The sequence below is a fragment of the Pectobacterium peruviense genome (assembly GCF_002847345.1).
GTDB lineage: Bacteria > Pseudomonadota > Gammaproteobacteria > Enterobacterales > Enterobacteriaceae > Pectobacterium > Pectobacterium peruviense.
In genome coordinates this window covers 50,346-62,846 of sequence record NZ_LXFV01000034.1, presented here as the reverse complement: position 1 = coordinate 62,846, position 12,501 = coordinate 50,346, and the positions used below count along the sequence as shown (strand labels likewise).

12 protein-coding genes and 1 pseudogene are annotated in these 12,501 nt (G+C 52.4%); 12 read left to right on the top strand and 1 reads right to left on the bottom strand.

Going from position 1 to position 12,501, the window contains the following annotated elements:
• Positions 1–52: 52 nt before the first annotated feature.
• From fabF to ptsG, 7 genes are all read left to right on the top strand, one after another.
• Positions 53–1,294, top strand: coding sequence for a beta-ketoacyl-ACP synthase II (gene fabF / locus A0G03_RS19605; RefSeq protein ID WP_048259690.1), 1,242 nt, complete (start codon positions 53–55; stop codon positions 1,292–1,294).
• A 128-nt stretch (positions 1,295–1,422) separates the two neighbouring features.
• Positions 1,423–2,220, top strand: a complete 798-nt coding sequence (pabC, locus tag A0G03_RS19600) for an aminodeoxychorismate lyase (protein WP_048259835.1) — start codon at positions 1,423–1,425, stop codon at positions 2,218–2,220.
• A gap of 14 nt (positions 2,221–2,234) precedes the next feature.
• On the top strand, positions 2,235–3,254 hold the full coding sequence (gene mltG / locus A0G03_RS19595; protein ID WP_048259691.1) for an endolytic transglycosylase MltG: 1,020 nt from the start codon (positions 2,235–2,237) through the stop codon (positions 3,252–3,254).
• A complete protein-coding gene (gene tmk / locus A0G03_RS19590; RefSeq protein WP_048259692.1) occupies positions 3,244–3,903 on the top strand; it encodes a dTMP kinase in 660 nt (219 codons plus the stop codon). Before mltG ends, tmk begins: the two co-directional genes overlap by 11 nt.
• Positions 3,903–4,913, top strand: a complete 1,011-nt coding sequence (gene holB, locus A0G03_RS19585) for a DNA polymerase III subunit delta' (RefSeq protein WP_048259693.1) — start codon at positions 3,903–3,905, stop codon at positions 4,911–4,913. The genes tmk and holB overlap by 1 nt, the downstream gene beginning before the upstream one ends.
• A gap of 19 nt (positions 4,914–4,932) precedes the next feature.
• A complete protein-coding gene (locus A0G03_RS19580) occupies positions 4,933–5,730 on the top strand; it encodes a metal-dependent hydrolase (RefSeq protein ID WP_048259694.1) in 798 nt (265 codons plus the stop codon).
• A gap of 315 nt (positions 5,731–6,045) precedes the next feature.
• Entirely contained in the window at positions 6,046–7,479 is a 1,434-nt protein-coding gene (gene ptsG, locus A0G03_RS19575; RefSeq protein ID WP_048259695.1) for a PTS glucose transporter subunit IIBC, read from the top strand.
• A 164-nt stretch (positions 7,480–7,643) separates the two neighbouring features.
• Here the strand turns inward: ptsG and A0G03_RS19570 are convergent.
• A pseudogene (locus A0G03_RS19570) lies at positions 7,644–8,431 on the bottom strand (helix-turn-helix transcriptional regulator).
• Positions 8,432–8,554: 123 nt separating this feature from the next.
• Here A0G03_RS19570 and A0G03_RS19565 point away from each other — a divergent pair.
• From A0G03_RS19565 to thiK, 5 genes are all read left to right on the top strand, one after another.
• Positions 8,555–10,006 (top strand): MFS transporter, encoded by a 1,452-nt coding sequence (locus tag A0G03_RS19565; RefSeq protein WP_048259696.1) that lies wholly within the window; start codon positions 8,555–8,557, stop codon positions 10,004–10,006.
• 217 nt (positions 10,007–10,223) lie between these two features.
• Positions 10,224–10,574: a purine nucleoside phosphoramidase gene (gene hinT, locus A0G03_RS19560; RefSeq protein ID WP_010276226.1), complete on the top strand. Its 351-nt coding sequence runs from the start codon at positions 10,224–10,226 to the stop codon at positions 10,572–10,574.
• 69 nt (positions 10,575–10,643) lie between these two features.
• The gene (locus A0G03_RS19555; RefSeq protein WP_048259697.1) at positions 10,644–11,024 is read left to right on the top strand and encodes a YcfL family putative periplasmic lipoprotein; all 381 of its coding nucleotides are present in this window, start codon (positions 10,644–10,646) and stop codon (positions 11,022–11,024) included.
• Between the two features lie 21 nt (positions 11,025–11,045).
• The gene (lpoB, locus tag A0G03_RS19550; RefSeq protein ID WP_048259698.1) at positions 11,046–11,627 is read left to right on the top strand and encodes a penicillin-binding protein activator LpoB; all 582 of its coding nucleotides are present in this window, start codon (positions 11,046–11,048) and stop codon (positions 11,625–11,627) included.
• Positions 11,608–12,501, top strand: coding sequence for a thiamine kinase (thiK, locus tag A0G03_RS19545; protein ID WP_048259699.1), 894 nt, complete (start codon positions 11,608–11,610; stop codon positions 12,499–12,501). The genes lpoB and thiK overlap by 20 nt, the downstream gene beginning before the upstream one ends.

Here is a 12,501-nt window from a genome sequence, read left to right as displayed (position 1 = left end):
CTAAGTTTTTTTGTCCCGCAGTGTCTTTTTTTTCCCTCCCTGGAGGATAAGCGTGTCTAAGCGTCGAGTAGTTGTGACCGGACTGGGCATGTTATCTCCTGTCGGCAATACAGTTGAGTCTACCTGGAGTGCTCTTCTTGCCGGTCAGAGTGGTATCAGCCTGATCGACCATTTCGATACTAGTGCCTACGCAACGCGTTTTGCTGGCTTAGTAAAGAATTTTAATTCTGAGGAATTCATTTCGCGTAAAGAAGCTCGCAAAATGGATGCCTTTATTCAATACGGTGTTGCTGCTGGCGTTCAGGCTATGCAGGACTCTGGTTTGGAAGTAACGGAAGAAAACGCCCCGCGCATCGGTGCGGCGATTGGTTCCGGCATCGGCGGTCTGGGTCTTATTGAAGATAACCACACTGCGCTGGTGAACGGCGGCCCTCGTAAAATCAGTCCGTTCTTCGTGCCATCAACCATCGTTAATATGGTGGCTGGGCATCTTACTATTATGTTCGGACTGCGTGGCCCGAGTATATCTATCGCTACGGCCTGTACGTCTGGCGTGCACAATATTGGCCAGGCAGCACGTATCATTGCCTACAATGATGCGGATGTGATGTTGGCCGGTGGTGCAGAAAAAGCCAGTACGCCATTAGGTGTTGGTGGATTCGGTGCTGCTCGTGCGCTGTCAACACGTAATGATAATCCTCAGGCGGCAAGCCGTCCGTGGGATAAAGATCGTGATGGATTTGTGCTGGGTGACGGTGCTGGCCTCATGGTGCTGGAAGAATATGAGCACGCGAAAAAGCGCGGTGCGAAAATCTATGCAGAAATTGTTGGATTTGGCATGAGCAGCGACGCGTATCATATGACGTCTCCGCCGGAGGATGGTTCAGGCGCAGCGCTGGCGATGGAAAACGCACTGCGTGATGCTGGTGTGTCAACGAGCCAGATCGGTTATATCAACGCGCATGGCACCTCTACGCCGGCGGGTGATAAAGCCGAAACACAGGCAGTGAAATCCGTATTTGGAGCAGATGCCAGTCGTGTACTGGTGAGTTCGACAAAATCCATGACGGGTCACTTGCTCGGTGCGGCAGGCGCAGTGGAGTCCATCTTCAGTATTCTTGCTCTGCGCGATCAGGCTGTTCCGCCAACGCTCAACCTGGATAACCCAGATGAAGGCTGCGATCTGGATTTTGTGCCGCATGAGGCGCGTCAGGTCAGCGATCTGGAATACGTACTCTGCAACTCTTTCGGTTTCGGTGGAACCAACGGTTCTCTGATCTTCCGTAAAGTTTGATTGCAATAGCGTCTATAAAAAACCCGGTTTCCGGGTTTTTTTTTGCCTGAATAAAATCAGACTCGCCTGCTTGTGTGCGATGCCGCTTTACTGGCAAGCTGACGGCGATGAATGACGCGGAGCTTATTATGCTGTGGATTAATGGTCAATTACAGGAACAGCTCTCGGTACTCGATCGGGGTACACAGTATGGTGACGGCTGTTTTACGACCGCCAGAATATGTGATGGCGAGATTGTCTGGCTCGATCGACATATCGCACGGTTGCAACAGGCTGCTACACGCCTATTATTTCCTGCCGTTGACTGGGAAGATCTGCACGTTGAAATGGTCGGGGCAGCGCAGGGACGATCGAGCGGCGTAGTGAAAGTCATGCTAACGCGTGGAGTCGGCGGGCGTGGTTATAGTGCGCAAGGTTGTGTGCAACCAACCCGAATAGTCATGCAGGCAGATTATCCTGCACAGTATGCCGTCTGGCGTGAGCAGGGGATTAGCCTGAGTTTGAGCCCTGTGACGTTAGCGAGAAACCCGCTGCTGGCGGGAATAAAACATTTGAATCGGCTTGAACAAGTGTTGATTCGTGCGCATCTTGACCAGACCTCAGCCGAGGAGACCCTCGTGCTTGACACCTCAGGTGCGCTAGTGGAATGCTGTGCCGCTAATTTATTCTGGCGTAAGGGACATCGGGTCTATACGCCGGATTTATCTCAGTCAGGTGTGGATGGTGTTGCTCGACAACATATGATTGCCTTGCTGGCAGAGTCTGGTTTCGAGCTACAGATCGTCAGTGAGCCTGTTACTACACTGGCAGATGCGGATGAAGTGCTGATTTGTAATGCATTAATGCCGATAGTCCCCGTGAATCAGGCGCATGTCTGGTGTTACCACTCCCGAGAGCTTTATCAATTCCTGAGTTCTGACTGCTAGTAGATGGTTGATTTATGAAGAAAAAGAAAATTGGGTTGCTGATTATTGCCGCTGTTGTCCTGATGCTGCTGGTAGCGTGGCAGAAAATGCAGCGTTTTGCTGGTTCTCCATTGGCTATCGAAAAAGAAACTATTTTCACGCTTCCGGCCGGTACGGGAAGAGAAGGGCTGGAAACGCTACTTCTCGATCAAAAAATTATCACCGATGGCGCGTTTTTTCCGTGGCTGCTGCGTATCGAACCCGAATTGGCAAAATTCAAGGCGGGTACATATCGCTTTACAGCAGGAATGAGCGTACGCGAGATGTTGGCCTTGCTGTCCAGCGGAAAAGAAGCGCAATTCACCATCCGCTTTGTCGAAGGTTCCCGTCTAAAAGAGTGGATCGTCACATTGCAGCAGGCACCTTATATCAAGCATGTACTGGCCGATAAAACGGAACAGGACATCGTCACTCAGTTGGAAATCAACGATAAGGCGAACCCGGAAGGCTGGTTTTATCCTGACACCTATTCATACACTGCCGGTACGAGCGATAGCGCCCTGTTGCAGCGTGCGCACCAGCGTATGAAAAAAACGGTGGATGACGTATGGAAAGGGCGTGAAGAAGGCTTACCGTATAAGACACCAGACGAGTTGCTGACGATGGCGTCAATCATTGAAAAAGAAACAGCAATCAATGAAGAACGTACGCAGGTCGCTTCCGTTTTTATCAATCGCTTACGGCTTGGTATGCGGCTGCAAACTGATCCCACGGTGATTTATGGCATGGGGGATGACTATAAAGGCGTGATAACCCGTAAAGCATTAGATACGCCGACGCCTTACAATACGTATGTCATCTCCGGCTTGCCGCCGACGCCGATCGCAATGCCGGGGAAAGCGTCATTGGATGCGGCTGCGCATCCAGCCAAAACGTCGTATCTGTATTTCGTGGCGGATGGAAAAGGCGGACACAGTTTTACCACTAACCTTGCAGACCATAATCGTGCTGTAAAGGTATACCGCTCAGCGTTAAAGGAACGGGATGAACAGTAAATTTATCGTCATTGAAGGATTGGAAGGCGCAGGGAAAACCAGTGCGCGCAATATTGTTGTGGAAACGCTGCATTCACATGGTGTGAAAGAGGTCATGTTTACTCGAGAGCCTGGCGGCACGCCGCTGGCTGAGAAGTTACGTGAACTCATCAAGCAAGGTATGGCCGATGAGAAGGTTACCGACAAAGCGGAAGTTTTGATGCTCTACGCGGCCAGAGTGCAACTGGTAGATAACGTCATCAAACCTGCGCTGGCAGATGGGAAATGGGTTATCGGCGATCGTCACGATCTCTCTTCACAGGCTTATCAAGGCGGTGGACGTGGGATCGATCAGCAACTGCTGCGCTCGCTGCGTGACACCGTGCTGGGCGATTTTCGCCCTGACCTGACGCTCTATCTTGATTTACCGCCAGCCATCGGTTTGCAGCGCGCGCGTCAACGCGGCGAGCTGGATAGAATCGAGCAGGAGTCGTTGGCTTTCTTTGATCGTACCCGCTCCCGCTATCAGGAATTGGCTGCGGAGGATGACCGCATCCTGACGATCGATGCATCACAATCTATTGATGCCGTCAGTGCGGATATTCAGGCCACGTTACAACAGTGGTTGCAGCAACAAGGATTGCAGCCTGTTGAGCAGGGACAGTTCTGATGGACTGGTATCCGTGGCTGAATGCCTCTTATCGGCAGCTTATTGGTCAATATCAGGCTGGCAGAGGCCACCATGCGGTGTTGTTGCATGCGCTGCCGGGCATGGGCGATGAATCGCTTATTTATGCGCTGAGCCGCTGGTTGATCTGCCAGCGACCTGACGGCATGAAAAGCTGCGGCCAGTGTCACTCTTGTAATTTGATGACGGCGGGAACACACCCAGATTGGCATGTGCTGAGCCCGGAGAAAGGCAAACATAGTCTGGGCGTCGATCCGGTGCGTGACGTCGTGGAAAAGGTGTACCAACATTCCCGACAGGGCGGAGCAAAAGTGATCTGGCTGGCTTCCGCTGAGCAACTGACAGAAGCGGCAGCGAACGCTCTACTGAAAACGCTGGAAGAACCCCCCAAAAATACCTTCTTTTTATTGGGCTGCCGTGAGCCAGCTCGGTTGTTAGCCACTTTACGCAGTCGTTGCCTGTATCACTATCTGGATGTGCCGAATGAGACGCAGAGTATCCTGTGGCTGAATACGCGCCATCGTCATGATAGTAAAGCATTGCGTACGGCATTGAGATTGCAATCGGGCGCACCGCTTGCGGCCGAAGCATTATTGCAGCCAGAACGCTGGAAGCAGCGTAGCGGACTGTGCCAGGCATTTTCTGCTGCGATGACTTCACGGGATCAGCTTTCATTGATACCGCAACTGAATCATGACGATGCGGATGTGAGAATTCACTGGCTGTCCGCGCTACTGCTGGATGCCATGAAATGGCAACAGGGTGCTAGCGAGCATTTGGTGAATCAAGATCAGATCGAACTGGTTGAGCGTCTGGCGCGCGAACCGTCTGCGCATTTACAGTATGAGCTGCAACAGTGGCTGGCTTGCCGACAAAAATTACTGACCGTCACCGGTGTGAATCGCGAACTGCTGCTGACGGAACGCCTGCTTGATGGCGAACGCACGTTTGCCTCGTCGGTTAAGCGCGACAGCCATCCCTTTTCTGTTTAATTACTATCGAGTAAATATCATGTTGTTAGTGGATTCCCACTGTCATCTTGACGGTCTGGATTATCAGTCATTGCATAAAGATGTCTCCGATGTGCTGGAGAAAGCGAAACTCCGTGATGTCGGTTTCCTTCTGGCGGTGGCGACAACGCTGCCCGGTTATCGAGCCATGGTGGAGTTAATCGGTGAGCGCGATAACGTGGCGTTTTCCTGCGGTGTTCATCCCCTCAATCAGGAAGCCCCTTATGATTATGCCGAACTGCGTGAGTTAGCCTGTGCTAGCCGTGTGGTGGCGATGGGGGAAACGGGGCTGGATTATTTCTATCAGCAGGAGACGAAAGCCCAGCAGCAGGAATCGTTTTGCGAACATATTCGTATTGGCAATGACCTGAACAAGCCCGTTATCGTGCATACGCGTTCTGCTCGTGAAGATACGCTGGCGATTTTGCGTGACGAACATGCGGAGAAATGCAGTGGTGTTCTGCACTGCTTTACGGAAGATTTGATCACGGCAAAAGCCTTGCTGGATATGGGATTCTACATCTCGTTTTCTGGGATCGTGACGTTTCGTAATGCAGAGGAATTACGTGACGTAGCACGTTATGTGCCGCTGGATCGGATGTTGATTGAGACAGATTCCCCTTGGCTAGCGCCTGTCCCGTTCAGAGGTCAGGAAAACCAGCCTGCGTATGTGCGTGATGTCGCGGAATACCTTGCCGTAGTGAAAGGTACATCGTTGGAAACCCTCGCAGCTGCCACAACAGAAAACTTTTCCCGCCTGTTTCACATCGATCCGGCTCGGTTGACCGCAGCACAATAGTGGCTGAGAATAGCCGAGTTTTTTTTACCCGTGTAATTAATAGCGCCCGACAATCCCCTTGATCAGGTTTTTCCTCTTCAGGGGGACGTGTTTTTTAGCGATATATCACAAAAAAGTGCAATATCTGTTCGTTCTCAGCCTGTTGGCTTGTGGAAACGTGATAGCAATCAAACATTGTGAACGCTATTTATTTTACTCTGCGTAAAAATTAAAGGGGGCTAAGACACCCCAACTCGCAAAGGCCATCCTCCCCACCTTTGCTTATAGATGAAGTATCAGAAGTAAAAGCACTATTACTCAGGAGCACACTCAATTATGTTCAAGAATGCATTCGCAAACCTGCAAAAAGTAGGTAAGTCGCTAATGCTGCCCGTATCCGTACTCCCTATCGCAGGTATTCTGCTGGGTGTCGGTTCGGCCAATTTTAGCTGGTTGCCTACAATTGTCTCAAGCGTCATGGCACAGGCCGGTGATTCGGTGTTTGCCAACATGCCGCTGATTTTTGCTATCGGTGTTGCCCTGGGCTTCACTAATAACGACGGTGTTTCCGCACTGGCGGCGGTAGTGGCTTATGGCATCATGGTGAAAACCATGGCCGCAATTGCGCCGCTGGTTCTTAATCTACCGGCTGCCGAGATTACTGCGAAGCATCTGGCGGATACTGGTGTTCTGGGCGGGATCATTGCCGGTTCGATTGCCGCGTATATGTTTAACCGCTTCTACCGCATTCAACTGCCTGAGTATCTGGGCTTCTTTGCTGGTAAACGCTTTGTGCCGATTATTTCCGGCCTGACGGCAATCATTATCGGTACGGTGTTGTCTTTCATATGGCCACCGGTTGGTAGCGCTATCCAGGTATTCTCTCACTGGGCAGCGAATGAGAACCCGATGTTGGCATTCGGTATCTACGGGGTTGTTGAACGTTCTCTGGTGCCGTTTGGTCTGCACCATATTTGGAACGTACCTTTCCAGATGCAAGTGGGTGAGTTCACCAATGCTGCTGGTCAGATTTTCCACGGCGATATCCCGCGTTACATTGCTGGTGACCCGACTGCGGGTAAATTGTCTGGCGGCTTCCTGTTTAAAATGTACGGTCTGCCAGCTGCTGCTATTGCTATCTGGCATTCGGCTAAACCAGAAAACCGCGCGAAAGTGGGCGGTATCATGATCTCTGCGGCGTTGACCTCGTTCCTGACGGGTATCACTGAGCCAATTGAGTTCTCATTCATGTTTGTTGCGCCAATCCTGTATGTGATCCATGCGATTCTGGCGGGTCTGGCGTTCCCAATCTGTATCCTGTTGGGTATGCGTGATGGTACAAGCTTCTCTCACGGTCTGATCGACTTCGTGGTACTGAGCGGCAACGGTAGCAACCTGTGGCTGTTCCCGATTGTGGGTCTGTGCTATGCGTTGATTTACTACACCATCTTCCGCGTTCTGATTGCCAAGCTGAACCTGAAAACGCCGGGTCGTGAAGATAGTTCATCTGAGCAAACGTCGCAGGACAGCACCGAAATGGCTGCCGCTCTGGTTAGCGCGTTTGGTGGTAAAGAAAACATCACTAACCTGGATGCATGCATCACCCGTCTGCGCGTTAGCGTAGGCGATGTGGCTAAAGTTGATCAGGCTGGCCTGAAAAAACTGGGTGCAGCAGGTGTGGTTGTGGCAGGTTCCGGCGTTCAGGCAATTTTCGGTACGAAATCCGATAACCTGAAAACCGATATGGACGACTACATCCGTAATCACTGATGCGTTGTTGGGGAGTTGCAGAAAGGGGCGAAAGCCCCTTTTTTTATGGTCAGTGTTGAGTCATTTTCAAGAAAACTTGCGCTGAACGACGGGCTTTAATCTGCTTCTGTAACGTGAGTAATCCTGCCGCATAACTGGTTTACTGGTGTCGCACCAGTGTCACATCATTCCTCTCCTTGAGATTGCCGAGCATAAACCACCAGGCGCAGATGCCGATCTTCATCGATGGTCAGCGACGTGTGCTCGAAGGCTTCAGGCTTGCCCTCAATCATCAGTTGGCGAACCCCACTGCACGGCGCATGCACATCATGCTGACGCCACCACATTTTGAAGTCTGGCGACACTTGTTCCAGTTCATCCACTAGCTCATGAATATCAGCCTCCTGCGTTGCGCGAGCGAAATCGCGGCGAAAACTCGACAACATTTGTGGTGCTTGTTTCTCCCAGCCGACAAATCGAACGGATCGGTAAACAAGAGCCAGAGCAGGTTACGTCTCTCGGAGGGATGCGCGTCAAAGCCGAAAAACTGGTTCGCCGGTTCATTAAAGGCCAGTACGTCCCAGCGCAGATTGAGTATGTAAGCTGAATGCGGGGCCAGATCGTGCATTAGACGCCGTACCAGTGGTGGAACCACGCACCACGTCTTACCCGGCTCGACAGGTGGCCGTTCATGTGCCAGCAGGTACAGATGGCGACGTTCGGCCGCATCAAGTTTGAGCACCCGTGCCAGGCTGTCCAAAAAGGCTGCTGACACACCAATGTCGCGTCCTTGTTCGAGCCAGGTATACCAGGTCAGGCCGACCCCGGCCAGTGCGGCCACTTCTTCGCGTCGCAGCCCCGGCGTGCGCCGTCTTCCACCACTGGGCAAACCTACATCAGCGGGTGACACCCGTTCGCGGTGCGCGCGCAAAAAGGCCGCCAGATCGTGGCGAGTTCTCTCCAATGTTCTCATCGTTTACCGAGTTACTTTTAGTAATAGCATAAGTTGTTAAATTGTAATCGTTTAAAAGAGGTTTGAGAATGATGGCGTGATGACTCTTGATACATAAATTCGCGATACACAAGGATAGACAACATGAACTCAACTTATCGTGCTTCGGCTGTAACGACGACGGCCAATAGTCCGCCTTGGCTCGGTCTGTCTGTGCTGCTCATGGCGGGCTTTGTTACGATCTTCGATCTGTTCGTGGTCAATGTTGCCATCCCCAGCATGCAGGCCGACTTGGGTGCCAGCTTCGCGCAGATCGGCTTTATCGTTGCGGGTTACGAACTGGCTTTCGGTGTGCTGCTGATTACGGGTGGCCGATTGGGAGATATATTTGGGCGACGTCGCCTGTTTGTTGTGGGCATGGCTGGATTTACGATTGCTTCTGCGTTGTGTGGCTTAGCGCCCAACGCAGAATTTCTGATTAGCGCACGCATCTTGCAGGGACTCGCGGCCGCGCTACTATTCCCACAGGTTTATGCCTCTATCCGCGTCAATTTCGATGGGAACGATAGTCGCCGTGCCTTCGGTCTGCTGGGGATGACGCTGGGGCTAGCCGCTATCGCGGGTCAGGTACTGGGTGGATGGCTGGTGCATGCCAACCTATTCGGATTGAGCTGGCGTAGCATCTTCCTTATCAATGTTCCTATTGGTCTGTTAGCTATCGCGGTAGCACGATTTATTCCTGAATCCCGTACGCCGCTGCGCCCTTCGCTGGATTGGGCGGGTGTGGCGCTGGTTAGCATTGGGTTGACGTTGCTGCTGGTGCTGCTGATCGAAGGACCGGGACAAGGCTGGCCTGCATGGAGTCTGTGGATGCTGGCTGCTGCGACTATCCTTCTGACAGTTTTTTATCACCAGCAGGAACGGCGACAACTGGCGGGGCATCTTCCGTTGGTTGATATGCGTCTGCTCGTGCAGCGTCGGTTCCTGTTGGGCGTGTTGCTGGTGCTGCTGGTGTATTCCACATCCAGCTCATTTTTCTTGTGTTTTGCTCTGCTGGTGCAAGTTGGGTTGGGGCTCGATCCCTTTCTCGCCGGTAGTATTTTCGCACCTTGTAGCGTGGGCTTCGTTCTGGCATCGCTGGCTGCACCGCGCCTGGTTGCCCGCTGGGGTATGCCAGCCATCGTCGCGGGGGCGTTAGTTTATGCCGTTTCCATCGGGCTGTTGATTATGCAAGTGCAGCTAGCGGGAGCGAATCTGGTGGCCGCATGGCTGATTCCTGTGCTGGTGGTGCTTGGTGCAGGTCAAGGTTTTATCATGACGCCGCTACTGAATCTGGTTTTGGGCTTTGTAAATGAAGCTAAGGCCGGTATGGCATCGGGCGTGATCTCGACGGTTCAGCAGGTTGGGGCGGCGTTGGGTGTGGCAGTGGTTGGCATCTTGTTTGGCACCGCGCTGGCGACAGGCGATGACGCTGTTACACAAGCGGATCAATACATTTCTGCCTTTGTCGTGGGAATGCTCTACAACTTAGGCGCGGCTTTGCTGGTTTGCATCCTGTTGTTAATGTTGGTGAGAACGCCGCAGTCGGTTAACTGACAAAGGAAGGGACGCGATGGGCATTCGCTAAGCGGCGTCAAACCCTTGCCGCCGTGGTGATAGCGTGGCAGTGTTCGGTACAGACAGATTTTTTCTGCGTGTCGTATTTTGACCACCTGCACCAGAAATAGACGAAGAAGGTTGAAAGAAATGGAATATGTCACTCATACTGCCTACATGACGTCGTTCAACGCCAGCTTTAACAAGGAAATCAATCATGGCTGAAGAAACCATCTTTAGTAAAATCATCCGCCGGGAAATTCCTGCCGATATCGTGTATCAGGATGAACTGGTCACCGCTTTCCGTGATATCGCGCCCCGCACGCCAACCCATATTCTGATTATCCCGAATGTATTAATCCCAACCGTTAACGACACGGCGCCAGAGCATGAAGCGGCGCTGGGACGTATGGTGACGGTCGCGGGTAAAATTGCGCAGCAGGAAGGCATTGCAGAAGACGGCTATCGCCTGATTATTAACTGCAACCGACACGGTGGGCAGGAAGTTTATCACATCCATATGCATCTACTTGGTGGCCGTGCATTAGGGCCTTTGCTGGCGAACTAGATCCTGTAGAGCTAAGTTCGATGGCCATGGTTAGACAATCAGGTGAGAAAACCATCATGCGAGTAAACCATGCGTAACCCGACGATTTTTCTGTTTTCGTGTCTGATGCTGGGACTGATAGCGGGCTGTAGTTCGCCAAAGGTGCTGACTATCAATGAGCGACAAACGCTGGTATTGGATGCTCCCGTGCTATCCGCTGGCATTACGGCGGGGAATCCGTCGCTGGATTCGGAAAATGGCAGACTGCGGGCTTCTTCCGCTGTCAGCAACGATGCTTCACATGCGGTGACCGTGCATTACCGTTTCTATTGGTATGATGAAAACGGGTTGGACGTGCTGCCTTTTGAAGAGGTGCAGTCCATTGAAATCCCGCCACAGACGGAAATGACGGTTTTTTCAACGCGTAGCAATCCTAATGCGCGTCAGGTTCGTCTTCATCTGTTTTTGTAATGGTGTGCTGAGAGAGAAAATATGAAAAAGTATCTAGGGGTGATACTGGCAGCGTTGGTACTGACAGGGTGCCCAAGCCGTCCGCCGGAACCGACTGAACCGCCTGCGACCATTGAGCCGGTTGAGCCTCAAGTGCCAACCACGCCAACGCCGCCGCCGGGGGAATCTGTACCACAACCGCCTAAAATCCAGACGTTGAACTGGGAAGCCAGCATCAATCCGTTGGTGGCACAGATGCTGCAAGCCGATGGCGTTACACCGGGCAGCATACTGCTAGTGGATAGCGTGAAAAACAACACCAATGGTTCATTGCCGATAGCGAAAGCGACAAGTGCGTTGTACAACGCACTATCTTCCGGCAAGGCCTTTACGCTGGTGCCACGTGAGCAATTGGCTGCTGCGAAACAAACGTTAGGTCTGTCGGTTGATGACAGCTTAGGATCGCGCAGCAAGGCTATTGGTCTGGCGCGTTATGTCAGCGCGCAGTATGTGCTATATAGCGACGTCAGTGGTGATGTGAAATCACCGCAAATCGACATGCAATTGATGCTGGTGCAGACTGGCGAAATTGTTTGGTCAGGCAATGGCGCCGTTCAGCATTAAACAGGCGGGCATCCGGCAACAGCTGACGGCGACGATCCAGAAACATTTCCCTGCTGTGGAGATGGCGGATATTCGCTTTGAGCTGGTGGGGGGGCTAAGTAGTAAAAGCTGGCGTATTCGTGGGCCGGGCATTGAGTGGCTTGCACGCCGGCAGTCGCCAGTTGAGCGAAAAATGGGCGTCGACCGTCAGCGAGAGTTCGCTCTGCTGCGACAGACGTCGGCGATAGGGCTCGCGCCACGGCCGCTGCTGTGGCGTGACGGCTGGTTAATTGTTGAGTGGGTGCCGGGGCGCATTGCCACCTCAGATGAGTTCCTGATGATGCTGGCTAATGGCGAAGTGACGCGTGTATTGTCTCAGCTCCATCGTCAGCCGCGTAGCGGTCATCCCCTCAATCTCAAAATATTATTCGCTCAACATTGGCAACTGATGGATCCGTGCCGCCGTTCGCCTGCATTGTTGCGTGCCCACCATCATTTTCAACGTGCTGCGTTACCCACGCCTTTGGCGTTAGGTCCCCTCCATCTGGATGTACATGCTGAGAATCTACTGATTACGCCGCAAGGAACCATGCTGATCGACTGGGAATATGCCTCAGATGGCGATATCGCTTTTGAGCTAGCGTTCATTGTCCGAGCCAGTCAGATGGAAAGCATGGCGCAAACGCACTTTCTACAGAGCTACCAGCAGCATCGGCGAGGGTTTTCCGTGAGCCGTCTTCAGCAACAGATGATGCAGTGGTTCCCCTGGATCGATTATCTGGTATTGATGTGGTTTGAAATACGCTGGCAGCAAACGAAGAACCCAGAATTTTTAGCGGAAATTCCCGCACTCTATCATCGGCTACAACTGGGCCATGGGCTACAGTCAGGCTGA